This window comes from Thermomonas sp. S9 (assembly GCF_024704365.1).
Classification (GTDB): Bacteria; Pseudomonadota; Gammaproteobacteria; order Xanthomonadales; family Xanthomonadaceae; genus Thermomonas.
Genome location: NZ_JAJDFY010000001.1, coordinates 146335 through 173149, shown reverse-complemented (window position 1 = coordinate 173149; position 26815 = coordinate 146335). Strand labels below are relative to the sequence as shown.

The following is a 26815-nucleotide window of genomic DNA, read 5'->3' as shown; positions in this document are numbered from 1 at the left end:
CCGTCTCACGGAATGAGACTGGCAAGACATCGGGCCGGAAGCTGGCGGAAGCCCGGCCGTGCTGCGAGAGGGATATCAACCGCTCATCGGCGAAGGGTGTTTCCCGTGCTCCGCCACTTCCACCCAATCCCCCGGTGTCAGCACCGGCAGGCCGTGGGCGAGGCGGGCCTTGTCGCATTGCGGGCTGGGCTGGCCGAACTCCCACGAGGCATCGACCTCGCGGCAGACCGAGGGGCGGTTGGGGTGGATCGTGCAGCGCGAGTACTTTCCGATGTCGGCGTCCAGCGCCACGCAGCGGATCGGCGGGGCGTAGGTGCCGCGCATGCACAGGCGGTGGGCGTCCAGCCGTTCGGTCAGCGCGGCCGGTACCCCGCCCGGGGTCACCTCGTCCGATTCCATCCAATGGAAGGCGACGCGGTACTGGGTGCAGCAGGCGCCGCAGGTCAGGCAGGGGGTGCATGCGGGCAGGCCGGGCGGTGCGCGGCGGAAGCGGTGGGGTGGCGATTGTTGGCTGCCTGCGATGGCCATGCAAGTGGCCGCGAAGGTGCGCGGCGGCGGGTCATAATGCCGGCATGAATCCGCCCTGCAACATCGCCGCGGCGTTGCCGCGGCTGGCGCGCGAGCGTCCGGACCAGATCGCCATGCGCTGTCCCGGGCGCGACGGGCGCTACGGACAAACGCTGACCTATGCCGAGCTCGACGCGCGCAGCGACGCGATCGCCGCCGGCCTGGCCCGGCGCGGGATCGTGCGCGGCACCCGCACGGTGGTGATGGTGCGGCCCACGCCGGCGTTCTTCCTGCTGATGTTCGCGCTGTTCAAGGCCGGCGCGGTGCCGGTGCTGGTGGACCCCGGGATCGCCAGGCGCGTGCTCAAGCAGTGCCTGGACGAGGCGCAGCCGCAGGCGTTCATCGGCATCCCGCTGGCGCTGCTGGCGAAGGCGCTGCTGGGCTGGGCGAAGGCGGCGCGCGTGCGCATCACCACCGGCCGCCGCGCGTGGCTGGCCGATGCGACGCTGGCGCAGGTCGAGGCCGATGGACGCGGCGCAGGGCCGCAGCTGGCGGATACCGACGGCGAGGACGTGGCCGCGATCCTGTTCACCAGCGGCAGCACCGGCGTGCCCAAGGGCGTGGTGTACCGGCACCGCCATTTCGTGGCGCAGATCAAGATGCTGCGCGAGGCGTTCGGGATCGCCCCCGGCGGGCGTGGATTTCCCCACCTTCCCGCCGTTCGCCCTGTTCGATCCGGCCCTCGGTCTGACCAGCATCATCCCTGACATGGACCCCACGCGCCCGGCGCTGGCCGATCCGCGCAAGCTGCACGCGGCGATTGCGCGGTTCGGCGCCGACCAGCTGTTCGGCTCGCCGGCCTTGATGCGCGTCCTGGCCGAGCACGGCCAGCCGCTGCCCACCTTGAAGCGCGTCACCAGCGCCGGCGCGCCGGTGCCGCCGGAGGTGGTCGAGAAGATGCTGGCCCTGCTGCCGCCCGATGCGCGGTTCTGGACGCCCTACGGCGCCACCGAATGCCTGCCGGTGGCGGTGATCGAAGGTCGCGAGCTGCTCACCCTGCGCGCGCGCACCGAGACCGGTGCCGGCACCTGCGTCGGGCGTCCGGTGGCGGGCAATGCGGTGCGCATCATCCGCATCGACGATGGCGTGATTCCCGAGTGGCACGACGGATTGCAGGTCGCCCCGGGGCAGGTGGGCGAGATCACCGTCGCCGGCCCCAGCGCCACCGACGCCTATTTCAACCGCGACGCGCAGACCGCGCTCGCCAAGCTCCGCGAAGCACTGCCCGGCGGCGGCGCGCGCATCGTGCACCGCATGGGTGACCTCGGCTATTTCGACGGCGAGGGCCGGCTGTGGTTCTGCGGACGCAAGTCGCAGCGGGTGGTGGTGGACGCGCACACCACCCTGTGCACCGAGCAGGTGGAGCCGGTGTTCAACGTCCATCCGCAGGTGCGCCGCTGCGCGCTGGTCGGGGTTGGCCCGAAGGGCGCGCAGGTGCCGGTGCTGTGCGTGGAGCTGAAGGCCGGCACGGATCGGCGTGACTGGCCGCAGATTGCCGAGGCGCTGCGCCATCGTGCGGACGGCTTCGTGCACACCGCCAGGATCGCGCACTTCCTGCATTACCCAAAACCATTTCCGGTCGACATCCGCCATAACGCCAAGATCGGCCGCGAGGCGCTGGCGGCGTGGGCGGCGCGCCAGCTGCGCAAGGAGGCCGCATGAAGATTCTCGTCACCGGTGGCGGCGGCTTTCTCGGCCAGGCCCTGTGCCGCGCGCTGCTGGCCCGCGGCCATGACGTCACCAGCGTCAGCCGCAGCCGCCATCCGGCGTTGGATGCGATGGGCGTGCCCCAGCGGCAAGCCGACCTGGCCGACCGCGACGCGGTGCTGGCCGCGTTTGCCGGCGGTTTCGACGCGGTGCTGCACAACGCCGCCAAGGCCGGCGCCTGGGGCAGCCATGCCAGCTACTTCAGCGCGAACGTGCTGGGCACCCGCCACGTGATTGCGGCCTGCCGCGCGCACGGCATCCCGCGGCTGGTCTACACGTCCACGCCCAGCGTCGCCCATCGCGCCACCCACCCGGTGGAAGGCGCGACCGCCGAGGAGGTGCCCTACGGCGAGGGCGTGAAGGCGCATTACGCCGCGACCAAGATCATCGCCGAACGCGAGGCGCTGGCGGCCAACGGCCCCGAGCTGGCGACGGTGGCCCTGCGTCCGCGCCTGATCTGGGGGCCGGGCGATACCCAGATCCTGCCGCGGCTGGTAGAACGCGCACGCAGTGGCCGCCTGCGCCTGGTCGGCAGCGGCGACAACCTGGTCGATACCACCTACATCGATAACGCCGCGCAGGCACATCTGGCTGCGCTCGATCACCTGCATCCGGGCGCCGCCTGCGCCGGGCGCGCCTACTTCATCAGCAATGGCGAACCGTGGCCGCTGCGCGAGGTGCTCAATGCGCTGCTGCGCGCCGCCGGGGCGCCGGAAGTGCACGCCACGCTCCCGTTCCGCGCAGCCTATGCGCTGGGCGCGGTCTGCGAAGGGCTGTGGAGCGTGCTGCCGCTGCGCGGCGATCCGCCGATGACGCGCTTTCTGGCCGAACAGCTGGCCACCCCGCACTGGTATTCGATGGCGCCGGCCGCGCGTGACTTTGGCTACGTGCCGCGGGTGTCGATGGCGGACGGGCTGGCGCGGCTGCGCGCGTCGCTGGTGAGGCCGGATTGAGGCTGTCGTCGGGGTGCGGGGTTGCCTGCCCCGCATGAGGCTGCTCTGAAGCGGCATGGCGCACCCTACAATGCGGCCATGACCGAACCCCCTTCAACTGGAAGCGGCCTGCCGGACGGGCGCTGGAAGCCGCGCTCAACCGCGCGCTGGCGCTGGACCCCGACACCCGCGCCGCGCTGCCGGCGCTGGATGGCCGGCGCATCGCGCTGCACCTGGCGCCGCCGCCGCTGGCGCTGGAGATCCGGGTGGACGGTGAGTCGCTGCGGGTGGGGCCGCCGGATGCGGCGCAGGCGCCCGACCTCGGCGTGCGCGCCAGCCTCGGCGCGCTGCTGCGCCAGCTGCCGCCGCTGCGCGATGCCGCCGCGCCGCCGGTGGGGCAGCTGCGGATCGAGGGCGATGCCGAGCTGGCGCGCCGCCTGCAGATACTGGCGCAGCGCTTCGATCCCGACTGGCAGCGGCCGTTCGTGGCGGTGTTCGGCGAGGTGCTGGGCGTGCAGGTGGCCAAGGCGGTGGCCGCCGCGCTGCGCCAGGCGCAGGGCGCCGGCCGCCAGTTCGCGCAGATGGCCGCCGAGTACGTCACCGAAGAGAGCCGCGACGTGGTGGCGCGCGCCGAGCTGGACGCCTTCCACGACGACGTGGACGCACTGCGCGACGACGTCGAGCGGCTCGCCGCCAAGCTGGCGCGCCTGCGCCGCGCGCGAGGATTGGACGCATGAAGTCCGCGCTGCGCGCCTGGCGGATCGGCCGCGTGCTGCTGCGCTACCGGCTGGATGCCCTGCTGGACGGTACCCCGGCGGAACGCTGGCTGCGCCTGATGCGCCCGCTGGTGCCGCGCGCCTCGCGCGAGGTGGAGGCATTGCCGCGCGGTGCGCGGTTGCGCCTGGCGCTGCAGGAGCTGGGGCCGATCTTCGTCAAGTTCGGGCAGATCCTGTCCACCCGCCGCGACCTGCTGCCGCCGGACATCGCCGACGAGCTGGCGCTGCTGCAGGACCGGGTGGCGCCGTTCCCGGGCGCGCAGGCGCGCGCGCTGGTGGAGCAGGCGCTGGGGCGCGCGATCGAGGCCGCCTACGCCAGCTTCGACACCGTGCCGCTGGCCTCGGCCAGCATCGCCCAGGTGCACGCCGCGACCCTGCACGACGGGCGCGAGGTGGTGGTGAAGGTGCTGCGCCCGGAGATCGACCGCCTGATCGAGGCCGACATCGCGCTGCTCAAGGCGCTCGCCGCGCTCGTCGAACGCGCGCATCCGCGCGCCGACAAGATCCGCCCGCGCGAGGTGGTGGCCGAGATCGAGAACACCCTCGCCGCCGAGCTGGACCTGCTGCGCGAGGCCGGCAACGCCAGCCTGCTGCGCCGCAACTGGCGGGATTCCCCGGATCTGTACGTGCCCGAGGTGGTCTGGAGCCACACCGCCGAACGCGCGCTCACGCTGGAGCGCGTGCGCGGCATCCCGTCCGACGACATCGCCGCGCTGGACGCGGCCGGGATCGACCGCAAGGCGCTGGCGGTCAAGGGCGTGCGCGTGTTCTACCAGCAGGTGTTCCGCGACAACTTCTTCCACGCCGACGCCCACGCCGGCAACATCTGGGTGGATCCGCAGCGCCAGGCCGACCCGCGCTTCATCGCGCTCGACTTCGGGATCATGGGCCAGCTCTCCAGCGAGGACCAGTACTGGCTCGCCGAGAACTTCATGGCGATCTTCAACCGCGACTACCGCCGCATCGCCGAGCTGCATGTGCAGGCCGGCTGGATGCCGTCGCACATCCGCATCGACGAGCTCGAGGCGGCCGCGCGCGCGGTCTGCGAGCCGTACTTCACCCGTCCGCTGAGCGAGATTTCGCTGGCCGAGGTGCTGGTCAAGCTGCTGCGCACCGCGCAGCGCTACGAGCTGACCCTGCAGCCGCAGCTGATCCTGCTGCAGAAGACCCTGCTCAACATCGAGGGCGTGGGCCGCCAGCTGGACCCGCAGATCGACATCTGGGCGGTGGCCCGGCCGGTGCTGGAGGAGATCCTGGCCGAGCGCTACAGCCCGCGCCGGCTGCTGGGCGAGCTGCGCAAGCAGTTGCCGGAGCTGGTGACGCGCGCGCCGGAGATGCCGCGCCTGCTGCACGCCTGGCTGCAGCAGCAGGTGGAAGGCCGGCACGAGCTGGCGATGCGTTCGGCCGACGTGCGCGCGATCACCCACGTGCTGGCGCAGATGCAGCGCCGGATCGTGGCCTCGGTGCTGGGCGTGGGGCTGCTGATCGCCGCCGCGCTGCTGTACGCGCTGGATGCCGGCGGAGCGCGTCTGCTGGCGCTGCCGGTCTCGGCCTGGATCGCCGGACTCGGCGGGCTGTGGGCCCTATTCGCGGCCTGGCCGCGCCGCTGACGCCGCGCCGCGATGCGCCGTGCCGCTGCAATTGTGTACCGCGGCGGCCGCCGCTAATTTGCCGCGCAGTTTCTGCAGGAGCACGCGCGATGGGCGCAGGCCATTCTCACGGCAGCCACGATTCGCACGGTCACAGCCACGCGCCGGCCGAGATCCGCCACGAACGGCCGCTGTGGATCGCGTTCGCGCTGACGGCGCTGTTCATGCTGGTGGAAGTGGCCGGCGGCCTGTGGAGCAACAGCCTGGCGCTGCTGTCGGATGCCGCGCACATGTTCACCGACGTGATGGCGCTGGGGATTTCGCTGTTCGCGGTGCGCATGGCGCGGCGCCCGGCCGACGCCCGCCGCACCTACGGCTATGCGCGCATGGAAGCGCTGGGCGCGCTGGCCAACAGCGGCCTGCTGTTCGTGGCCGCCGGCATCATCCTCTGGGAGGCGCTGGCGCGCCTGCGTGCGCCGCAGCCGGTGGCGCAAGACGCCATGCTGGCGGTCGCGGTGCTGGGGCTGGTGGTGAACCTGGTGTCGATGCGGCTGCTGGCGGCGGGTGCCGGCGAGAGCCTGAACATGCGTGGTGCCTACCTCGAAGTATGGAGCGACATGCTCGGCTCGCTGGGGGTGATCGTCGGCGCGCTGCTGATCCGCTACACCGGCTGGACCCTGCTGGACCCGCTGATCGCGGTGCTGATCGCGCTGTGGGTGCTGCCGCGCATCTGGACATTGCTGCGCGCGGCCGGGCAGGTGCTGATGCAGGGCGTGCCGGCCGGGCTGGACATCGACGCCGTGCGCGATGCCATGCAGGCGGTGTCCGGGGTGGCCGCGGTGCACGACCTGCACGTGTGGGCGCTGGGCTCGCGCGAGCCGATCCTGACCGCGCACGTGCTGCTGGCGGAAGCTGGCCGCGATCCCGACGCCGTGCGCGCTGAAGTCGCGGCGATGCTGCACGCGCGTTTCGACATCGACCACGCCACCCTGCAGGTGGAGACGCGCCACTGCGGCCAGGTGGATCTGCATGACTGAGGGTGGTGGACCGCTGCCGGTGCTGTATCGGGACGAGAGGCTGGCCGTGGTGTGCAAGCCGGCCGGGCTGATGGTGCACGACAGCGCGCTGGCGCGCGGCGTCACCGAATTCGCCGCCGACCAGCTGCGCGCGCAGTTCGGGCGGCCGATCCACCTGATCCACCGCCTCGACCGCGCCACCAGCGGCTGCCTGCTGCTGGCGTTCGACCGCGACATCGCTTCCGCGCTCGGCAAGGTGCTGATGGCGCGCGCGGTCGAGAAGGAGTACTGGGCGATCTGCCGCGGCTGGCCGGCGCAGCGCGCGTTCGTGGTCGACCATCCGCTCGACGGCGGGCCCGGCAAACCGCACAAGAAGCCGGCGCAAACGGCCTTCGAAGTGCTCGCGACCTGCGAACTGCCGCTGCCCTCGGCCGGCTTTCCCACCTCGCGCTATGCCTGGCTGCGCGCCAGCCCGCACACCGGCCGCTTCCGCCAGATCCGTCGCCACCTCAAGCACATCTCGCACCACCTGATCGGCGATTCCAGCCACGGCGACGGCCGCCACAACCGCCAGTTCCGTATGCTCGGCATCCACCGCATGCTGCTGCACGCGCGTCGCCTGGCCTTCCTCCACCCCCCAGACCGGCGCGCGGATCGAGGTGACCGCGCCGGTGGACGCGGAGTTCGCCAGGGCGCTGGCCCTGTTCGGCCCGCAGCCGGCCGCGGGCGTCGTTTAAGATCGAAGGATGCAGGTCGGCCCGCTGTCCATCCCCGATGACGAACTGGTGGAGCGCTTCGTGCGCGCGTCCGGGCCGGGCGGGCAGAACGTCAACAAGGTCGCCACTGCAGTCGAGCTGCGGTTCGACGTGGCCGCTTCCCCCGCGTTGCCGGAAGCGGTACGCGCGCGCCTGCTGGCGCGGCGCGACCGGCGCATGACGGGGCAGGGCGTGCTGGTGCTGTCGGCGCAGCGGTTCCGCACCCAGGAGCGCAATCGCGAGGATGCGCGGGCGCGGCTGGCCGCCTTCATCGAGAGCGGGTTGCGCGCCCCCGCGCCGCGCATTCCCACCCGGCCCACCCGCGCCGCGAAGGAGCGCCGGCTGGGCGAAAAGCGCGTGCGCAGCGAGCGCAAGCAGGGCCGCAGCGGGCGGGGCTGGGAATGAGCGTCGGCGCGCACGACGGGCTGGTGCCGGCGCTGCCGCCGCGGGTGCCGCGGATGCCGCGCGGGCACATCGCCCCGTGGCTGGGGCGCACGGTGCTGCGGCTGGGCGGCTGGCGGGTGGACGGGGAGTTGCCGGATATCCCCAAGGCGGTGCTGGTGGCGGCCCCGCATTCCTCCAACTGGGACGGGTTCTGGGGGATCGCGGCCAAGCTGGCGCTGGGCATCCGGCTGTCGATCCTCGGCAAGCACAGTCTGTTCCGCATTCCGCTGCTGGCGCCGCTGCTGCGCTGGCAGGGGGTGATCCCGGTCAACCGCGCCGCGCCGCAGGGGGTGGTGGAGCAGGCGGTGGCGGCCATGCGCGCGCGCGACGTGATCTGGTACGCGATGGCGCCGGAAGGCACCCGCCGCCCGGTGGCGCGGTGGAAGCCGGGGTTCTGGCGGATCGCGCAGGCCGCGCAGGTGCCGGTGGTGGTGGCGGCGTTCGACTACCCGCGGCGGCGGATCGTGCTCGGCCCGGCGTTTACCACCAGCGGCGACATGGCGGCCGACATCGCGCGCATCCAGCGCTGGTATGCGCCATTCAAGGGCCGCCACCACGACGTGCGGCAGCCCGGCTGAATGCGGCCGCCCCGGGGCCGGAACTGACGCAACGCGTCAGTTCGACTTCCTGGAATACATGAATTTCCCGTGGCAAACCCGCGATTCCGGGTTTGGCATGGGATTTGCGTCGCAGTTTCCGCGTGCGCCGCGCGCGCCCGTCGCGACACCACCCCGCAAGGCCTTTTCGGGCAGCGCGCGCCGCGTGTTGCCGGGAGGAGTGCGGCCGGCGGGAAGACAGGACAGTGCAACGGTATCGGATGCGCGGATCGGCAAAGAAAAGAAGGGGAGGCAGAAGCGGTTTGAAGCGGTCATGGCCAGTGCAGGAAGGTGTCGGGCGGCGCGCATGCGCGCGGCTGGCATCGGCGCGCGCGCGGGGTGGCCGATGAGGCTCTTCGACCTGCTCTACAGCAGCGACCCGCGGGTGGTGTTCGCGTTCTGGGTGGGCCTGAGCATGAGCCTGGCCTCGCTGGCGCTGTTCGTGGCGGTGCTGGTGCTGCGCAGACTGGCGCAGCGGCGCGAACGCCAGCATCTGCAGGCGGTGGCGCGCTGGCGGGCGCTGCTGGAGGAGGCGATGCGCGACGGCCTGCCCGCGCGGTTGCCGCTGCTGCCCGGGCACGACATGACCGGCTTCATGGAGGCCTGGAACGCGCTGCACGAGCTGCCGCAGGGCGTGGACAACCTGGGCATGCACCAATTGGCGTGGGAAGTCGGGCTGGCGCCGAAACTGGAGAAGATCGCCAGCGCCGGCCGCTTTCACGACCGGGTCATGGCGATCATCGCGCTCGGCCACCTGCGCAGCGTCTCCAGCTTCAGCCGGATCGAGCCGCTGCTGGACGATCCCAGCCCGATCGTCTCGATCAGCGCCGCGCACGCGCTGATGCGGATCGACGCGGCGCGCGCGGTGGAGCGGGTGGTGCCGCAGATCGAGGCGCGCCAGGACTGGGTGGACGGCGGCGTGGCGCAGATCCTGTCGGACACCGATGCCGCGGTGGTACAGGGCCCGCTGAGTGGCGCCGCGCTGCGCGCCAACGACGAGGTGGCGCCGCGCATGGTGCGCTTCCTGGCCGGGGTCAGCCCGCAGGCGGCGGCTCCGGTGATCCGCCGCATCCTGTCCGAGCCGCATGACGAGCACCTGGTTTCGACCTGCCTGCAGGTGATGACCGAGGCGGCCGACCTCGACAGGGTGCGGCCGCTGCTGGCGCATCCGCGCTGGCATGTGCGCATGCACGCGGCGGCCGCGCTCGGGCGGCTGGGCAGCGCGCGCGATGCCGGGGCGCTGCTGCCGCTGCTGGGCGATACCCAGTGGTGGGTGCGCTACCGCAGCGCGCAGGCGCTGCAGCACCTGCTGGGCGACGACGAAGCGCTGGCGCGCATCCGCGAGCGCCAGCAGGACCGCTACGCGCGCGACATCCTCACCCAGGTGCTGGCCGAGCACAGCCTGCAGGTGGCGGCATGAGCCTTGCGATCGAGGCAATGGCCATGCCCGCCATCCCGGCCGCGCTGGCGACCACCCTGGAAGGCCTGCAGTGGGCCTTTCTGCTGTATTTCGTCAGCATCAACGCGGTGTACCTGGGGCTGAACTTCATCGCGATGTTCGCGATCCTGCGCTACACCCGCGAGCACGGTGCCAGCTTCCGCCTGCGCAACTTCGCCGAGTACCAGCCGCCGGTCAGCATCCTGGTGCCGGCCCATAACGAGGAAAAGACCATCGTCGCCACCGTGCGCTCGCTGCTGCGGCTGGGCTATCCCAATTTCGAGGTGGTGGTCATCAACGACGGCTCGCGTGACGGCACCCTGCGCGCGGTGGTGGAAGCGTTCGGGCTGGTGGAGTTCCCGGAGGCCTACCGCGTGCGCCTGAAGACCGCGCCGGTCAGGCGCATCTTCGTCTCCCCCGGCAACGGCCGGGTGCGCCTGGTGGACAAGGACAACGGCGGCAAGGCGGATGCGTTGAACGCCGGCATCAACACCGCCCGCTATCCGCTGTTCTGCGTGGTCGATGCCGACTGCATCCTGCAGGAGGACAGCCTGGCGCGGGTGGTGCAGCCGTTCCTGGAAGATGCGCGGATGATCGCCGCCGGCGGCGTGATCCGCATCGTCAACGGCTGCAAGGTCAAGGACGGGCTGCTGTCGGAGATCGACCTGCCGGACCGGCTGCTGCCGCTGACGCAGACGCTGGAATACCTGCGCGCGTTCCTGTTCGGGCGCCTGGGCTGGTCGCCGCTGAATGCGCTGCTGATCATCTCCGGCGCGTTCGGGGTGTTCTACAAGGAGCGCGTGATCGCCGCCGGCGGCTACAAGAGCGACCTGGTCGGCGAGGACATGGAAATGGTGGTGCGCTTGCACAACCAGATGCGCGAGGAGAAGCGGCCCTACCGGATCGCCTTCGTGCCGGATCCGATCTGCTGGACCGAAGTGCCGTCCGACCTGCGTTCGCTGTACAACCAGCGCGTGCGCTGGCAGCAGGGCCTGGCCGAAAGCCTGTTTGGCAACTGGCGGCTGATGGCCAGGCGCAACGGCGGCATGGTCGGCTGGGTGGCGTACCCGTTCATGCTGCTGTTCGAATGCCTGGGGCCGCTGGTGGAGGTGCTGGGCTATGCCTCGGTGATCGTGCTCGGGCTGGCCGGGCTGCTGTCGTCGCAGGCGTTCTTCGTGTTCCTGTTCGCCTCGGTCGGGCTTGGCATCCTGCTGTCGGTCAATGCGATGATGCTGGAGGAAATCTCGTTCCACCTGTACCCGCGCCCGGGTCAGCAGCTCAAGCTGTTCCTGGTGGCGGTGCTGGAGAACTTCGGCTATCGCCAGATGATGTCGCTGTTCCGGGTGGTCGGGCTGCTGCGCTGGCTGGTGCGCCTGCTCCGGCTGGGGCGGCGCTCGCACTGGGGCCATATGCGCCGCGACGGCGACTGGCACGCGGACGACCCCGGGGAGGCAGGCGCCGGCGCCGCCGCTTCCCGACCCCTGCAATCCGCGCCGGGAGCGACCCGATGATGCTGCTGTCTCCGGCCGTGCTGCAAGCGGCCGCCCTCCTCGCCAGCGGTCCCGCCGCGACCGCGCCACTGCAGGCCGCGCCGCCCGTGGCTGCCGCGCAGGAAGATGCCGAGACCCTGCGCCTGCGCCAGGCGCGCGCACTGGCCACCTCCGGCGATCCGGTCAAGCGTGCGCAGGCGCTGGCCCTGTATGCGGCGATGCTGCGGGACTCGCCCGGCAACAGCGACGTGCTGCTGGCACGCGGCCGCACCTACGCCTGGGACGGGCGCTATGCCGAGGCCGAGGCCGACCTGCGCGCGGTGACCACGGCCAAGCCCGGCTACGCCGATGCCTGGTCGGCGCTGGGCGATCTGTACCTGTGGAGCGACCGCCCGCGCGAGGCGGCAGAGGCATACGCGCACTGGATCGCGCTGGAGCCGACGGACGCAGCCGCGTATCTGGCCCGCGGGCGCGCCTGGCGCGCCGCCGGCGATGTTGCGGCCGCGCGCGCGGATTTCGAGGCGGCCGCGCAGCGCGGCGCCGACCCGGCGCAGGTGGCCGCGCTGCGCGAGAGCCTGCAGCCGGCGCGCACCGCCGCGCCCGAGGCGCTGCGCAGCGACGGTTATCGCTGGCTGCTGCGGGCCGGGCTCGACCGCACCACCTTCAGCGGCGGCCGCGCTGCCTGGACCGATGCCGGCGTCTCGCTGCGGCGCAGGTTCGCGCGCGGTTCGCTGGCGCTGGAATGGCTGCAGTCCGACCACTTCCGCCAGCGCGACGCTGCCTGGGCGCTGGATGGCTACGCCAGCCTGTGGGCGCGCGCCTACGCCAATCTGCGCTACCAGCAGGGCCCGGCCTCCGGGGTGCTGCCGCGCACGGCGTGGCGGGCGGAGCTGTTCCAGGGCGTAGGCAGCGGCTGGGAGCTGTCGGCCAGCGTGGACCATCTGCGCTATTCCACCACCACCGAGTTCTACGGGGTGGGGGTCGGCCACTACTGGGGCGACTGGTACGCCCGCTACAAGCTGCAGCACGTGCCCGGCGTGGGCGCCGGCAGCTGGAGCCAGCGCGCACAGCTGCGCAACTACTACCGCGGCAATGCCGACGACTACTGGGAAGTCAGCGCCGGCCACGGCCGCAGCGTGGACCTCGACCGCGGCGGCGCACTGGTGCGCAACAGCAATGCCGCGCTGGGGGTGTCGTGGGTGCGCTATTTCGGCGCCTGGGGCTTCAAGCTCGGCGCCGGCTACGCCGACGATGCAGACGGGTTCAACGAGCGCCAGCTCTCCTTCGCGCTGTACCGGCGCTGGTGAGACGGGATAACGCCCCCCGGTTCGCGGACGACGGGCGCGAAGGCGCGGGCGCGCGCCTGCTGGCGTGGCTGCCGGCGCTGCTGGTCGCGCAGCTGGTGCTGGCGCTGTGGATGGGCGTGCGCGCGCTGCCGCCGGGCGCGGGCGCCGCGGCCGTGCTGCTGGCTATCGGCAATGACCTGCTGTTCCTGCTGCGCGCCATGCCGTTGCTGCTGCCGGTCAGCCTGGCGCTGGCCGCGCTGCCGGCGCGGCGCTGGGCGCTGCTGGCGGTCGCGGCGTGCTGGGCGCTGTTCCTGCTGGCGCAGGCGCTGCTGGCGCTGTACTTCCAGACGGCCGGCGTGGCGCTGGGCGCCGACCTGTTCGGCTACCGGCTGGACGAAATCCGCACCACCCTCGGCGGGGCCGGTGGCGAGCTCGGCGTGACGGGGATGGCCGGCCTGCTGCTGCCGCTGCTGGTGCTGACGGTCCTGCTGGTCTGGCGCGCACGCCGCCCGCACCCGCCGCGCCGCGGCGTGCTGCCGCTACTGGTGCTGGCCGGGCTGGCGGCCTGGGCGCTGCCGCTGGCGCCCGGCGTTTCCCTGCTGCGCAGCGAGGCGGTACGCGCCGCGGCGACCAGCAAGGGCGCCTATTTCGTGGTCGATAACCTGCGCTGGTGGCGTGCGCAGATCCGGCTCATGATCGCCAGCGGCAGTGCCGCCGCGCCGACGGCGGCCGGCGATCCGGCCTATCCCTTCCTGCATGCGGACGCCACCCCGGACGCGCTGGGCGCGTACTTCGGCCCCACCCGCGACGGCCGCCCGCCGAACGTGGTGGTGATCGTGGTCGAGGGCCTGGGCCGCTCCTTCTCCGGCCCGGACGCGCCGCTCGGCAGCTTCACCCCGTTCCTCGACGAACTGGCCGCGCGCAGCCTGTACTTCGACAATTTCCTCGCCAACCAGGGTCGCACCTTCGGCGTGCTGCCCTCGCTGCTGGCCTCGTTGCCGATGGGCGCGCAAGGCTTCACCGCGCTGGGCGCCGACATGCCCGCGCATGCCGGCCTGTTCAACGTGCTGCAGCGCCAGGGCTACCACACGGCGTTCTACAGCGGCACCGACGCCGGCTTCGACGACGAGCGCACCTTCCTGCAGCGGCAGGGCGTGCAGGACATCGTGGACCTGCGCAATTTCGGTGCGGGCTACCAGCGCAATCCGTTCAGCGGGTGGGGCTATCCCGACCGCGAGCTGGTGCGCCGGGTGCTGGCCGATACTCCGCACCTGCAAACGCCGTTCGTGCTGGGCATGCAGACCATCAGCATGCACACGAACTACCGTTTCCCCGGGCAGGAGGCCTACCGCGCGCGGCTGGAGCAGCGCCTGCAGCGGCTGGGGATTCCGGAGGCGCGGCGCGCGGCCTATCGCGCGCAGTCCGACATCTACACCGCGATCCTCTACACCGACGACCAGCTGCGGCGCTATTTCGGAGGCGTCGCCCGCGCGCCCTGGTATGCCGACACCCTCTTCGTCATCACCGGCGACCACCGTCTGCCGGAAATCCCGCTGGACACCCACATCGAGCGCTACCACGTGCCGCTGTTGATTTTCTCGCCGCTGCTCAGGCAGCCGCTGCGGGTGCGCGCGGTGTCCTCGCACCTGGACGTGACCCCCTCGCTGCTGGCGCTGCTGGCGCATACCTACGGGCTCAAGCGTCCGGCGCGCGCGGCCTGGACCGGCAGCGGGCTGGACATGGCCACCACTTTCCGCAGCACCCACGAGTTCCCGCTCAAGCAGACCAAGACCAGCGCGCTGGATTTCGTCTCCGGGCGCTGGTTCCTGCACGACGGCACGCTGTTCGAACTGCAGGACGGGCTGCGCACGTCCGAGGTGGACGATGCCGGGCTGCGCGCGCAGGTGCAGGCGCATTTGCAGGCGTATGAAGCCGCGAACGCCGCGTTCCTGCGCAGCCGCCGGCTGTCGCCGGAGGGCGCGACCCCGGCGCTGGTGGCCTACCGCGACGCGCCCGCCGCCGCGCCGCAGGCGGTGCAGGCCACCGCGCCCGGGCTCGGGGTGGAGGCGCTGACGGTGGCGGTGACGGCCGAGGGCATCCGGCTGCAGGCCGAGTTCGCCAACGGCGACGGCCACGACTCGGCGCGCTTCGTGCCGCTGGCGGTGCTCACCGATGAAGCGGGCCGCGAGCTGCACGAAAGCTACGGGCGTGCCGCTGCGGCTACGGGCGAATGCACGGCAGGCGGTCACGCTGTGGCTGCCACGACCGTCGGCGCCGGGGCGCTATTTCGTCGCGGTGCGGCCGTCCGATCCCGACGACGGCAAGCCGCTGGGGCGCGGGCGCTACCACGTGCCGGTGGACATCCCGGGCGCCGCGCAATGAGCTTGCGCCGTGCCGGTGGCGGGCTGCTCGCCGCGCTGCTGGCGCTGGCCGGCAGCGTCGCCGCGCAGGCGCCGCGCGCGGTGTGGGTCTGGGAAGCCGATTCCTACGCGATGCTGGACGTGCCGGCGGTGGCCGAGGAGGCGTTCGATGTCCTGCAGCGCAAGCGCATCGGCACGCTGTACCTGTATGCCGACGCCTACCAGGGGCGCAATCTGCTGGTGCAGCAGCCGGCCCGCTACCACGCCTTCATTCGCGCCGCGCATGCGCGCGGAATGCAGGTGTATGCGCTGCTGGGCTCGTGGCATCTGCACACCGAGCGCTACGTGCTGCCGCGCCAGCAGAAGAAGGCGGTGGCGATGCTGCAGCGGGTGCTGGACTACAACGCCGCCGCCCCGGCGGAGGCGCGCTTCGACGGGGTGAACTACGACATCGAGCCGCACCTGCTGGACGAATGGGAGGACGCCACCCGCCCGCGCCTGCTGCGCGGCTTCCTCGACATGAGCGCGGCGATGATGCAGGCCCGGCGCGCCTCCGGGCAGACGCTGCCGGTCGGCCCGGCGATGCCGTTCTGGTGGGACGGCATCGCCCTGGAGTGGCGCGGCGCGCGCAAGCCGGTGAGCGAGCACGTGATCGACCTCACCGACTACGTGGCGCTGATGGACTACCGCAACCGCGCCGAGGGCCGCGACTCCATCCTCTCCCACGCCGCCTCCGAGATGGCGTATGCCGACCGCGAGGGCAAGCGCGTGGTGATCGGGCTGGAGTTCAACCCCGGCGAGCCGGCCAAGCTCAGCTTCCACGGCATGGATGAGGCCGCGTTCGAGGCCGAGGCAGGCAGGGTCGAGGCCGCATACCGCAAGCGGACGGCGTTCGGCGGCTTCGTGTTCCACCACTACGCAGGCTACCGCCGCTTCGTCGGCGCGCCGGTGCCGGCGGAATAGGCGCAGCGCGATCCGTCGCGCCGCGCCGGGCCGGGTCACTGCAGCGGCTTGCCGCCCAGCTTCCAGGTCAGCTGCAGGAAGAAGCTGCGGCCGATGCTGTCGAACCACGAGGTGTCGTAATAGGGGTAGTTGCCCCAGGTGGGATCCTTCGGCGGCATCTGGTTGAACAGATTGTCCACCGTCAGTGCCAGGCGCAGATGGTCGTTGATGTCGTAGCGCACGCGGGCATTGAAGCGCCAGGTGGCGTGCGTCCAGGCATCGTTGGCGTAGTTGGCCACCCGCCCGAGGTAGGTGCCGAACAGGCTGGCGCCCCACGCGCCACGATTCCAGTCGACTTCGAGATTGCCCTTGGCGCGCGGCAGGGTGGTGTCGCTGAAGGTCACCGCCAGCATGTCCTCGGTGGGGTCGCCCGGATACTGCTGGCGGGTGTGCCGGCGGGTCCAGTTGTAGTTGCCGGTGAAGCGGAAATCGCCGGCCGTGGTCTGCAGGCGGTAGTTGGCGGTGACATCGATGCCCGACGTCTGTTCGCGCGCGATGTTGATCGGCCCGAAATGCACGCTGGTGATGTCGCCGTTGCCGTCGCGGATCACCCGCGCGATGGCGTCCACGCAGGTGGGCGAGTGGATGTCCACCGGGGCCCCGGTATCGGTCTGGCCAAGCCGGCAGTTGGCCTCGGTCTGGCGCAGCAGGTCACGGTCCTGGGCCTGCACCTGGTTCTGCACGCGGATCGTGTAGTAGTCGATCGCGATGTCGAAGCCGTGGCTGGGTGACCACACGAAACCGAACGTGCCGGAGCGGCTGGTTTCCACGTCGAGCGCGATGTTGCCGCTGTATACGTCGAAGGTGCTGATGTCGTAGCCGCCGTCGTCGTAGCACCAGGCGTTGCTGGCGCCGGGATTGGCCAGCCGGCACTGGTAGTAGTCGGTGGCGAAGCGGGTGCGGTAGTAGTCGTTGCCGGCGAACAGGTAATGCATGTCCGGTGCGCGGAAGCCGGTGCCGTAGGAGCCGCGCACCAGCAGGCTGTCCAGCGGACGCCATTCCAGGCCCAGGCTGTAGGTGACCTTGCCCGGCTGGCGGCCGCCGTAGCGGTACTGGTCGTAGCGCCCGGCGAGGCTGCCCTGCACGCTGGGCAGCAGCGGCAGGCGCAGCTCGGCGGCGGCGCTCCAGTGATTGCGGCTGCCGTGGCCGTCGCCATAGCGTGGGCCCACGTAGGCATCGTCGGTCAGTGCCAATGGATCGGGATTGATGCGGTAGGACTGGCGCCCGAATTCCAGGGCGCTTGCGAAGCCGACGTCGCCGGCCGGCAGGGTGAACAGGGCCGGGGTGTCCATGGTCAGGCTGAGATTGTCGTTGTCCGCCTTGGGGCGGAACACCGACATCGCCGCGATGGAGGCGAACTCGGCCTCGGTCAGCGGCTTGAACAGGCGCGCCGGGTCGGCGTCGTAGATGGCGTAGCCGTCGGCGTCGTAGCCCAGGCGTGGCCCCAGGAACAGCGTGTTGGCCGCCGCCGCCTTGATCCGCGGCATCGCCACGTCGGCATCGTATTGCGAATGGTTGTAGGCCGCCTCCCAGTTCCAGTCGCGACCGAACACACCCTTGAATCCGGTGGTGACGGCCAGGGTCTTCTGGGTGGTGGTGTTCATGCGGTTGCGCAGCCCGCCCATTTCCTCCGGCGTGAACTGGCGCGACCAGATTTCATAATGCCCGGTGGCCTGGTTGAAGAACATCTTGTTGCGGTAGTTGCCGGTCGAGGCCGGGTCGTGGAACTCCCAGCCCATGTGGTCGCTGACCACGTCGTTGCCGTTGGTGCCGGTGAGCAGCTTCACCGTCTGGCGCGCCGCCTGTACGTCCGCGAACCAGGACAGGTCGCCGGACATCCGGTATTCGAACGCCCCGTATGCGCTGACCCCGGTGCGCTGGTTGCGGATGGTGCGGTAGGCGATCGCGCGGTCGCTGCCGCAATAGGGCTCGCCGTAGCGGTCGTAGGCCAGCACGGTGGTGCCCTCGTTGAGCCCGGCCATCGCCTGGCAGCCGTCCGGCGGCGGCAGGTTGACGTCGTCGTCCCAGTCGTACACCTGCGCGATCAGGCGCGGCAGGCGGCGGCGCGGGATCGGCGCATCCAGGGTCGAATCCTGCACCTTGCGCTGGAATCCCCACAGCGGGCGCTGGTCGATCAGTTCCAGCCCCAGCAGCGCGCTGAAACCGCCGCGCTGGAAGCCGGTGGTCAGGGTGAGATCGTGCGATTCACCGCCGCCCTCGCTGGTCCCGCCGTAGCGGTAGTCGAGGGTGGTCCCGTCCACCGACTTCTTCAGGATGAAGTTGATCACCCCCGCCATCGCGTCCGAGCCGTACACGGCGGACGCGCTGCCGGTGAGGATCTCGATCCGCTCGATCATGCCCAGCGGGATGCTGCCGATGTCGGTGAAGTTGCTGCGGCTGTTGAGCGGCAGCGGGAAGTCGGCGATCCGGCGGCCGTTGATCAGTACCAGGGTGTGGTTGGGGCCGAGGCCGCGCAGGTCCACCGCCTGCGCGCCGGGCGTGGACTGCGCGCTGGTGGTGTTCTGCTGGCCCTGCACGCTGCCGCTGTTCTGGCTGAGCGAGCGCAGCACCTCGGGCACCGTGGTCAGGCCGGAGGCCCGGATCTGCTCGGCGGTGACGATGGTGATGGGCGCCGGGCCCTCGACCTGTGCGCGCGGGATGCGCGAACCGGTGACCTGCACCGCTTCCAGGGTGGTGACCGGCGTTTCGGCCTGCGCCGCCGGCGGCTTGCGCACCGGCGGCGGAGCCGGTGCGGTGGCAACCGGCACGATGAGCACGGCCCCGGAGGCGTCGCGCTGCGCGGTGAAGCCGCTGCCTGCCAGCAGGGCATCGAGCGCCTGCGCGGACGATGCTTGCCCGCGCAGCCCCTTGCTGCGCGCGCCCTTCAACTGGTCCGCGCGGTACACCAGCTGGGTGCCGGTCTGGCGGGCATAGGCATCCAGCGCGGTGGCGAGATCGCCGGCCGGGATGTCGAGGCGGGTGGCGGTTTGCGCCTGTGCCGCCAGGGCGGCGGAACAGGCAAGCGACAGCAGCAGGACGCGCAGCGGTTTCATGGCGAAGATTCCCCAGAGTGGGCGCTCGACGTGGCGCCATTACGGCATCATGACGAGCGACCGCGGGAAATCCCGCATCCACCATTCCTCAACGCGCGTGCAGCAGGATCTGCCCATCCACGCTCTCGGCGCGGATCGGGAATCCGGCCTCCAGCAGGCGCACGAAGCCGGCCTCGTTGTCCCAGCGGAAGCTGCCGCCGATCCGCAGCGCGCCGGCGCGTTCGTCGGCCAGCACCAGCTTGCGGGCGTTGTAGCGGTTGAATTCGGCTACCACCTCGGACAAAGGCGTGTCGCGGAACACGAGCCAGCCTTGCTGCCAGTCCAGCAGGTGCTGCGCGTCCTCCAGCGCAAGCCTGCGGACCAGCACCCCGTCCGCACGCGCCAGCGCCAGGCTGCCGGCCGGCAGCAGCGCGGAAGCGCCGCCGGTCCCCGCCGCGTCCTCCAGCCGCACGCGACCCTCGGTCACCACCACCCGCACACTGCCGGGATCCCGCCGCACCGAGAAGCGCGTGCCGACCGCCACGGCGCGATAGCCGCGAGCGATGACCGCGAACGGCCGCGCGGGATCCCTGGCCACGGCGAAGATCGCCTCGCCTTCGAGCAGGTGGACGCGGCGCGCGTGCGGCGTCAGCTGCACCTCGATCCGGCTGGCGGCCGCCAGCGTCACCCGCGAGCCATCGCCGAGCACGAGCGGGCGAACCTGGCCGACGCCGCTCTGGTAGGCATGCCCGGGCACAGGCTGGGGCTGCGGCGCCGGCCGCCACAGCTTCATCCGGCGGCCAGGGTGCAGCCGGCCAGGGCGGCGGCCACCGCCCACGGCCAGCGACGGGGCCGATGCGGGGCGCGGCGCGGCGGGTGTGCCATCAGCGCCTGCAGCATCTGTTCGCGGCGCGCGCCGCGGCCTGCGCCCAGCGCCTGTAGGCGCGCGCTTTCCTGCCAGGCCGCCTGCAGGCGCAGAAAGGCCACCCGGTGCGCGGTATCCGCATCCAGCCAGTCCTGCAGCGCGGCCGCGTCCTGCGCGCTCCAGTGGCCGCCGTCGCGGCGTGCCAGCCAGTCTGCGGCGGTGGCTTCGATGGTGGCGCTATCGGCGGCCATGGCGCGATTCCGTCGACCGTGCCGGATCCGACGCATGCGCCAGCGGCGCTTCGCCCGAGAACAGGGCATCGGCAAGCAGGCGCATGGCGTTGGCGATGTGTTTCTCCACTGTTTTCTCACTGATCCCGAGCCGCAGCGCCACGTCCTTCTGGGAAAGCTCTTCGACCCGCCGCAGCCATACCACCTCGCGGCAGCGGTCGGGCAGGCGGTCCAGCGCCTGCGCCAGTCGACGCAGGGACTGACGCCCGCCGCACCAGCGCTCCGGCGACACCTCGTCTATCAGGACGTGCGAAGGCGGAAAATCACCCATCGGTTCGATCGAGACCACCTTGGCGCGGCGCAGGCGATCGGCCATCAGGTGGCGGGCGCTGGCGAACAGAAACGCCTTGGGCTGCACGGGACGCGCGCGGGAGGCGGCTTCATAGAGGCGCGCATAGAGCTCCTGGCGCAGATCATGCAGGTCGTCCGGATGTGGCCAGTGCCGGCGCAGGAACGCCATCAGCGCCTGTTCGTGAACCAGGATCTCCTGGATGAACCAGCGGTCGAGGTCGGTCTGCATGGCGCTACCATAGCGGAAGCCAGTGCCGCGGCGGGGGAAACCGCGCGTCCGTTCGTCTATTTCCTGCATCGGCATGGCACCTGCGGGAGGAATCGACATGCAGCGAGTGGGCGGCAGCGCGCGATGGCTGGCGGCGGTACTGGCGGTCCTGGCACCGTTGTCGGCGCTGGCGGCGAACGTGGATCACTACCTGCTTGGCAACCCCGCGGGCAAGGCTCCGGCGCGGGTGCAGCCGGGGTTGCTGCTGATGGGCGGGGGTGACCGCAATTTCGATGCGCTGCGCTGGTTCATGGCCAAGGCCGGCCACGGCCATATCGTGATCCTGCGCGCTTCGCTGGGCGGCGAAATCGGCGAGGAGTTCTACCGCAAGGTAGGCGGCATCGCCTCGGCCGAGACATTCGTGTTCAAGGACCGCGAGGCGGCCAGCGATCCGGCCATTCTTGCGGCGATCCGCCGCGCCGACGGCATCTTCATCGCCGGTGGCGACCAGTCCCGCTATGTGCGCTACTGGCGCGACACCCCGCTGGCGAAGGCGTTGGACGATCACGTCCGCGCGGGCAAACCGTTGGGCGGCACCAGCGCGGGTCTGGCCATCCTGGGCGAGTATCTGTACGGGGCGATGGATGGCGGCAGCCTGACCAGCCCACGCGCGCTGTCCGATCCGCTCGGCGACAGCAATACGATCGAGACGGGATTCCTCAACATTCCTCTCCTCGAAGGCGTGGTGACCGACACCCACTTCAGCGAGCGCGCCCGGCTGGGACGGCTGGTGGCTTTTCTGACCAAGAGCGAGGAACTGGCCGGCCGCCCCCTGATCGGGCTGGGAGTGGATGAGAACGCTGCGCTGGCGGTGGAGGCCGACGGCAGTGCGCGGGTGTTCGCCACGGCGCCGGGGGCGGGCGCAACCGTGGTGCACGGCGGATTCGACCGGCGTGTGCAGCCCGACCGCCCGGCGCGGATAGAACGCCTGTGGGCGGTGGGGGTGGATGTCCGCTCGGTCCTGCATCTTCCTTCTGGCGAAGTGGAGCGCCCTGCCTTCACCCGGCGGTATACGGTTCGGGATGGCGTACTGGCCGTGCTGGACCTGCCGACCCTGGTCATCCACGGCGGCGCGGGGGTTGCGCATGGCGATCTGACGCCGGAAGAAGAAACGCAGGCGCGCAGGGCGCTGGAGCAGGCGCTCCGCACCGGCTATGCGAAGCTGCAGGGCGGCGGCAGTTCGGTGGAGGCGGTGACCGCCGCGATCACGGTGCTGGAGGATGCACCGCAGTTCAATGCCGGGCGTGGCGCGGTGTTCACCCACGATGGCCGCAACGAGCTGGATGCCGCGCTCATGGACGGTGCCAGCGGCAAGGCCGCCGCGGCGGCGGGCCTGCACCGGGTGAAGAATCCGATCCTGCTGGCGCGCGCGATCATGGAGCGCTCCCGGCACGTGATGATGATCGGTGACGGTGCCGAACAGTTCGCGCGCGAGCAGGGCATCACCCTGGTGGATCCGGCCTACTTCCGCACCGAAAAGCGCTGGCAGCAGCTGCAGAAGGCGCTGCGGGAGGAGCGCGCGGCGCAGGCCTCGAACCAGCCGCTGGTGCTGCCGGGCAAGGCCTATTTCGGCACCGTGGGGGCGCTGGCGCTGGATGCGCACGGCAACCTCGCCGCCGGCACCTCGACCGGCGGCATGACCAACAAGCGCTACGGGCGGGTGGGCGATGCCCCGATCATCGGCGCCGGCACCTGGGCCGAGGCAGGCTGCGCGGTGTCCGGCACCGGGTGGGGCGAGTTCTACATCCGCACGGCCGCCGCACACGAGATCTGCGCGCGCGCCCGGCTCGCCGGCGAGCCGCTGCCGAAAGCCGCCGATGAGGTCATCAATCACATCATTCCCAAGGCGGGCGGCGACGGCGGTGCGATCGCACTCGGCGCCGATGGCGTGATGGCCTTTCCGTTCAACACGCCGGGCATGTACCGCGGCTGGATCGGCCCCGACGGCGTACCGCATGTGGCGATCTACCGCGAGGATCCGCTGCCGCTGCCGGGGCAGACGCCGTAGGCCGGGCTCAGCGCTCGGAGTGCCCGCTCTCGTCGTGGCCGCGCGGGGCCAGCGCCTGCGGCTGGATCAGCGCGGCGAACGCACGCGCCTGCGGCGACAGCGCCTTGCCGCGGCGGATCACCACGCCGTAGCTGCGCGCCGGGAACCAGCGTGCCAGCGAGCGCGCGGCCAGCCGCTGGCGATCGGCGGCGGTCAGGCAGATCGCGGTCACGATGCTGATGCCCAGGCCCATCGCCACGTACTGCTTGATCACTTCCCAGCCGCCCACCTCCAGCGCCACCGTGTACGGCACCTGGTGCTGCTGGAACACCAGGTCCACCAGCCGGTAGGTGGTCAGGCGCTTGGGCGGCAGGATGAGCCCGTACGGAGACAGGTCCGCCAGCTCCAGTTCGGCCTTGCTGGCCAGCGGGTGATCCAGCGGGGTGATCAGCATCGGCTCGAAGCGATGGGCGGGGGTGTAGGCCAGGTCCGCCGGCACGTCCAGCATCGAGCCCACCGCCAGATCCACCGCGTCGCTGCGCAGCAGGTCCAGCCCGCTGGCGCCGGTGACGTTGTGCAGGGTCAGGCGCACGTCCGGATGCTGGTGCCGGAAGGCCTCCACGATCGGCGGCAGCAGATACAGGATGGTCGAGCTGCCGGCCGCGACGTTTAGCTCACCCGCATCCAGCCCGCGCACCTGTTCACGGAAACGGGTGGCCAGCGTGTCCAGCCCTTCCACCAGCGGGCGTGCCAGCTCGTACAGCAGCTCCCCTTCTCGGGTCGGGGTCAGGCGCCGTCCGCTGCGCTCGAACAGGCGCACCCCGAGTTCGCGTTCCAACGCCTGCAGTTGCAGGGTCACTGCCGGCTGGCTGAGGTAGAGCGCCTCCGCGGCGCGGCTGATCGAGCCCAGGCGCGCGACCTGGCAGAACGCCCGCAGCGGCTTCAGGCGCGAGCCCTTGTAGGAAAACCGCGGGGTGCGGGGCGGACGGGCGGGCGACATCTGTTTCAGTATTTGTTCAATAAATACAAAACATTGATAAATCTCGTTTGTCAAATACCACACGCCATCGGATGGTAGCGCTCCACGAGTCAGCACGGGAGCACAGCGACGATGTCGGCAGTCATGCAGCAGCAGGTCCAGCCCGAAATCGGGGCAGGGGTCGAGGTCACCGCGCAGGCGACTGGGCAGGCCGCGCTGCTCACCCCGGACGCGCTGGGGTTCCTTGCCGGCCTGCACCGCCGCTTCGAGCGCGAACGCCAGGCCCGGCTGGCCGCCCGCCGTGCGCGCCAGCAGGCCTTCGATGCCGGCGCGCTGCCGGAGTTCCGCGCCGACACCGCCGCCCTGCGCGCCGCCGAGTGGACGGTGGCCCCGGCGCCGGCCGCGCTGCGCGACCGCCGGGTGGAAATCACCGGCCCGGTGGACCCGAAGATGGTGATCAACGCGCTGAACTCCGGCGCCAGCTGCTACATGGCGGATTTCGAGGATGCGACTTCCCCGACCTGGGCCAACCTCGTCACCGGGCAGCTGGCGCTGTGCGCGGCAATCGCCGGGACGCTCACCCACGAGGCGGGCGGCAAGCGCTACGCGCTGCGCCCGCAGGCCGAGCAGGCGGTGCTGATCGTGCGCCCGCGCGGCTGGCACCTGGACGAGAAGCATCTGCGGGTGGACGGCGCGCGCCTGGCGGGGGCGCTGTTCGACGCCGGGCTGTTCTGCTTCCACAACGCCCGCGCGCTGGCCGCGCGCGACCGCGGGCCCTATCTGTACCTGTCCAAGCTGGAGTCGATGGAGGAGGCCGCGCTGTGGGAGGCGGTGCTGGCCCACATCGAAGACAGGCTTGCGCTGCCGCGCGGGCAGATCAAGGTCACCGTGCTGATCGAGACGCTGCCGGCCGCGTTCGAGATGGACGAGATCCTGCACGCGCTGAAAGGCCGCGCCGTCGGCCTCAACTGCGGGCGCTGGGACTACATCTTCTCCTATCTCAAGACCCTGCGCCGGCACCGCGACCGGGTGCTGCCCGAGCGCGGCCAGGTGACGATGGCGCAGCCATTCCTGCGTGCGTACTCGGAGCTGCTGATCCAGACCTGCCACCGCCGCGGCGCGCACGCGATGGGCGGAATGGCCGCGCAGATCCCGATCGCGCACGATCCGCAGGCGAACGCGGAGGCGCTGGCGCGGGTGCGCGCGGACAAGCTGCGCGAGGTGACCGCCGGCCACGACGGCACCTGGGTCGCGCACCCGGCGCTGGTCCCGGTCGCGCGCGAGGTGTTCGATGCGCGCATGCGCGGCCCGAACCAGCAGCATGTGCTGCGCGAGGACGTACACGTCGAGGCCGCCGACCTGCTGCAGCCGTGCCGCGGCACGCTCACCCGCGCCGGCTTCGAGAACGGCGTCGAGGTGTGCGTGCGCTATCTGGCCGCCTGGCTGGACGGCAACGGCTGCGTGCCGATCCACCATCTGATGGAGGATGCTGCCACCGCGGAGATCGCGCGCGCGCAGCTGTGGCAGTGGCTGCATTTTGCCGATGCCGGCGGCGAGCCGCTCGCGCTGGACGACGGCACCGCGGTCGATTTCGCCCTGTTCGAGCGCGCCCTGATCACCCTGCCCAGCCGTCTGCACGCCCAGCCGGGGCTGCCCGGCGCCAGCCGCGTCGCCGAAGCGATCGGCCTGCTCGACCGCCTCATCCATGCCGAGGAACTCGCCCCGTTTTTGACCCTGCCGGCCTACGAACGGCTGGATTGAGCACTTCCTTTTTTCGCGCCTCCTTTCGTCACGGGCGAAGGGAGCAACAACCGCCGCCGCACTCCACCGAGGACACCACCATGACGCACACCCTGCCGACCGCCGAGCAACTGCAGCTGGACTGGGCCAACAACCCGCGCTGGGCCGGTATCACCCGCACCTATTCCGCCGAGGACGTGGTGCGCCTGCGCGGCACCGTGCATGTCGAGCACACCCTGGCGCGGCTGGGCGCGGACAAGCTGTGGAAGTCGTTGCACACCGAGGATTTCGTCAACGCGCTCGGCGCGCTGACCGGCAACCAGGCCATGCAGCAGGTCAAGGCCGGGCTCAAGGCCATCTATCTGTCCGGCTGGCAGGTCGCCGCCGATGCCAACCTGGCCGGCGAGATGTACCCCGACCAGTCGCTGTATCCGGCCAACTCGGTGCCGCAGGTGGTCAAGCGCATCAACAACACCCTGCTGCGCGCCGACCAGCTGCACCACGCCGAGGGCGACGACAGCATCGACTTCCTGCAGCCGATCGTGGCCGACGCCGAGGCCGGCTTCGGCGGCGTGCTCAACGCCTATGAGCTGATGAAGGGAATGATCGAGGCCGGTGCCGCCGGCGTGCATTTCGAGGACCAGCTGGCGAGCGTCAAGAAGTGCGGGCACATGGGCGGCAAGGTGCTGGTGCCCACCCGCGAGGCGGTCGAAAAGCTCATCGCTGCGCGCCTGGCCGCCGATGTGTGCGGGGTGCCGACCCTGATCGTCGCCCGCACCGATGCCGAGGCCGCGGACCTGCTCACGTCCGACATCGATCCCAACGACCGCCCGTTCTGCACCGGCGAGCGCACCGTGGAGGGCTTCTTCAAGACCCGCAACGGGCTCGATCAGGCCATTTCGCGCGGGCTGGCCTACGCCCCGTACGCCGACCTGGTCTGGTGCGAGACCGGCAAGCCCGACCTGGAGTTCGCGCGCCGCTTCGCCGAGGCGATCCACGCGAAGTTCCCCGGCAAGCTGCTGGCCTACAACTGCTCGCCCAGCTTCAACTGGAAGAAGCACCTGGACGACGCCACCATCGCCAGATTCCAGAAAGAGCTGGCGGCGATGGGCTACAAGTTCCAGTTCATCACCCTGGCCGGCTTCCACAGCCTCAACTACGGCATGTTCGAGCTGGCGCACGGCTACGCGCGACGGCAGATGAGCGCGTTCGTCGAGCTGCAGGAAAAGGAATTCGCCGCCGCCCGCGCGGCTTCACCGCGGTCAGGCACCAGCGCGAGGTCGGCACCGGCTATTTCGACGCCCTCACCCAGACCATCCAGGGCCAGCACAGCGCCACCGTCGCGCTCAGGGGCAGTACGGAAGAAGCGCAGTTCCACGGCGATCGCGCCGCGGCCTGAGCGTCC

18 protein-coding genes and 4 pseudogenes are annotated in these 26815 nt (G+C 71.2%); 16 read left to right on the top strand and 6 right to left on the bottom strand.

Annotated elements, in window-relative coordinates; all coding sequences use genetic code 11:
* Nucleotides 1–75: 75 nt before the first annotated feature.
* On the bottom strand, nucleotides 76–528 hold the full coding sequence (locus tag LJB71_RS00910; protein WP_259302747.1) for a YkgJ family cysteine cluster protein: 453 nt from the start codon (nucleotides 526–528) through the stop codon (nucleotides 76–78).
* Nucleotides 529–572: 44 nt separating this feature from the next.
* On the opposite strand from LJB71_RS00910, the pseudogene oleC reads away from it, so the two are divergent.
* The 12 genes and pseudogenes from oleC to LJB71_RS00850 all read left to right on the top strand — a co-directional run bounded on the left by oleC (nucleotide 573) and on the right by LJB71_RS00850 (nucleotide 15919).
* Nucleotides 573–2229 (top strand): annotated as a pseudogene (oleC, locus tag LJB71_RS00905) (olefin beta-lactone synthetase).
* Entirely contained in the window at nucleotides 2226–3227 is a 1002-nt protein-coding gene (oleD, locus tag LJB71_RS00900; protein ID WP_259302746.1) for a 2-alkyl-3-oxoalkanoate reductase, read from the top strand. The pseudogene oleC and the gene oleD overlap by 4 nt, the downstream one beginning before the upstream one ends.
* Nucleotides 3228–3349: 122 nt before the next feature.
* Nucleotides 3350–3943 (top strand): SCP2 sterol-binding domain-containing protein, encoded by a 594-nt coding sequence (locus LJB71_RS00895; RefSeq protein ID WP_259304699.1) that lies wholly within the window; start codon nucleotides 3350–3352, stop codon nucleotides 3941–3943.
* Nucleotides 3940–5592 carry a ubiquinone biosynthesis regulatory protein kinase UbiB gene (gene ubiB / locus LJB71_RS00890; RefSeq protein WP_259302745.1) on the top strand — a complete coding sequence of 551 codons (1653 nt, stop codon included), beginning with the start codon at nucleotides 3940–3942 and terminating at the stop codon, nucleotides 5590–5592. The genes LJB71_RS00895 and ubiB overlap by 4 nt, the downstream gene beginning before the upstream one ends.
* A gap of 89 nt (nucleotides 5593–5681) precedes the next feature.
* Nucleotides 5682–6608 (top strand): cation diffusion facilitator family transporter, encoded by a 927-nt coding sequence (locus LJB71_RS00885; RefSeq protein ID WP_259302744.1) that lies wholly within the window; start codon nucleotides 5682–5684, stop codon nucleotides 6606–6608.
* Nucleotides 6601–7324, top strand: a pseudogene (locus LJB71_RS00880) (pseudouridine synthase). The gene LJB71_RS00885 and the pseudogene LJB71_RS00880 overlap by 8 nt, the downstream one beginning before the upstream one ends.
* Nucleotides 7325–7333: 9 nt before the next feature.
* Complete coding sequence (gene arfB, locus LJB71_RS00875) at nucleotides 7334–7747, top strand: alternative ribosome rescue aminoacyl-tRNA hydrolase ArfB (RefSeq protein WP_259302743.1); 414 nt, start codon at nucleotides 7334–7336, stop codon at nucleotides 7745–7747.
* The gene (locus LJB71_RS00870; protein ID WP_259302742.1) at nucleotides 7744–8364 is read left to right on the top strand and encodes a 1-acyl-sn-glycerol-3-phosphate acyltransferase; all 621 of its coding nucleotides are present in this window, start codon (nucleotides 7744–7746) and stop codon (nucleotides 8362–8364) included. Before arfB ends, LJB71_RS00870 begins: the two co-directional genes overlap by 4 nt.
* A gap of 364 nt (nucleotides 8365–8728) precedes the next feature.
* Entirely contained in the window at nucleotides 8729–9802 is a 1074-nt protein-coding gene (locus tag LJB71_RS00865; protein ID WP_259302741.1) for a HEAT repeat domain-containing protein, read from the top strand.
* Nucleotides 9799–11331, top strand: coding sequence for a glycosyltransferase (locus tag LJB71_RS00860; protein ID WP_259302740.1), 1533 nt, complete (start codon nucleotides 9799–9801; stop codon nucleotides 11329–11331). Before LJB71_RS00865 ends, LJB71_RS00860 begins: the two co-directional genes overlap by 4 nt.
* Nucleotides 11328–12617 (top strand): YaiO family outer membrane beta-barrel protein, encoded by a 1290-nt coding sequence (locus LJB71_RS00855; protein WP_259302739.1) that lies wholly within the window; start codon nucleotides 11328–11330, stop codon nucleotides 12615–12617. The genes LJB71_RS00860 and LJB71_RS00855 overlap by 4 nt, the downstream gene beginning before the upstream one ends.
* Complete coding sequence (locus LJB71_RS00850; protein WP_259302738.1) at nucleotides 12614–15919, top strand: LTA synthase family protein; 3306 nt, start codon at nucleotides 12614–12616, stop codon at nucleotides 15917–15919. The genes LJB71_RS00855 and LJB71_RS00850 overlap by 4 nt, the downstream gene beginning before the upstream one ends.
* A 35-nt stretch (nucleotides 15920–15954) precedes the next feature.
* On the opposite strand, the gene LJB71_RS00845 is transcribed toward LJB71_RS00850, so the two are convergent.
* The 4 genes from LJB71_RS00845 to LJB71_RS00830 all read right to left on the bottom strand — a co-directional run bounded on the left by LJB71_RS00845 (nucleotide 15955) and on the right by LJB71_RS00830 (nucleotide 20665).
* Nucleotides 15955–19011: a TonB-dependent receptor gene (locus LJB71_RS00845; protein ID WP_259302737.1), complete on the bottom strand. Its 3057-nt coding sequence runs from the start codon at nucleotides 19009–19011 to the stop codon at nucleotides 15955–15957.
* Nucleotides 19012–19099: 88 nt separating this feature from the next.
* The gene (locus LJB71_RS00840) at nucleotides 19100–19747 is read right to left on the bottom strand and encodes a FecR domain-containing protein (protein ID WP_259302736.1); all 648 of its coding nucleotides are present in this window, start codon (nucleotides 19745–19747) and stop codon (nucleotides 19100–19102) included.
* A gap of 32 nt (nucleotides 19748–19779) precedes the next feature.
* Nucleotides 19780–20106 (bottom strand): DUF4880 domain-containing protein, encoded by a 327-nt coding sequence (locus LJB71_RS00835; RefSeq protein WP_259302735.1) that lies wholly within the window; start codon nucleotides 20104–20106, stop codon nucleotides 19780–19782.
* On the bottom strand, nucleotides 20093–20665 hold the full coding sequence (locus LJB71_RS00830) for a sigma-70 family RNA polymerase sigma factor (protein WP_310649430.1): 573 nt from the start codon (nucleotides 20663–20665) through the stop codon (nucleotides 20093–20095). Before LJB71_RS00830 ends, LJB71_RS00835 begins: the two co-directional genes overlap by 14 nt.
* A gap of 73 nt (nucleotides 20666–20738) precedes the next feature.
* Between LJB71_RS00830 and LJB71_RS00825 the strand changes: the two are divergent.
* Both LJB71_RS00825 and LJB71_RS00820 read left to right on the top strand, forming a co-directional pair.
* A pseudogene (locus tag LJB71_RS00825) lies at nucleotides 20739–21509 on the top strand (cyanophycinase); the annotation flags it as partial.
* Nucleotides 21510–21734: 225 nt separating this feature from the next.
* Complete coding sequence (locus LJB71_RS00820) at nucleotides 21735–22712, top strand: isoaspartyl peptidase/L-asparaginase (RefSeq protein WP_259304698.1); 978 nt, start codon at nucleotides 21735–21737, stop codon at nucleotides 22710–22712.
* Nucleotides 22713–22719: 7 nt separating this feature from the next.
* On the opposite strand, the gene LJB71_RS00815 is transcribed toward LJB71_RS00820, so the two are convergent.
* A complete protein-coding gene (locus LJB71_RS00815; RefSeq protein WP_259302733.1) occupies nucleotides 22720–23691 on the bottom strand; it encodes a LysR family transcriptional regulator in 972 nt (323 codons plus the stop codon).
* 123 nt (nucleotides 23692–23814) lie between these two features.
* On the opposite strand from LJB71_RS00815, the gene aceB reads away from it, so the two are divergent.
* Nucleotides 23815–25431, top strand: coding sequence for a malate synthase A (aceB, locus tag LJB71_RS00810; RefSeq protein ID WP_259302732.1), 1617 nt, complete (start codon nucleotides 23815–23817; stop codon nucleotides 25429–25431).
* 80 nt (nucleotides 25432–25511) lie between these two features.
* Nucleotides 25512–26809: pseudogene (aceA, locus tag LJB71_RS00805) on the top strand (isocitrate lyase).
* Nucleotides 26810–26815: the final 6 nt, after the last annotated feature.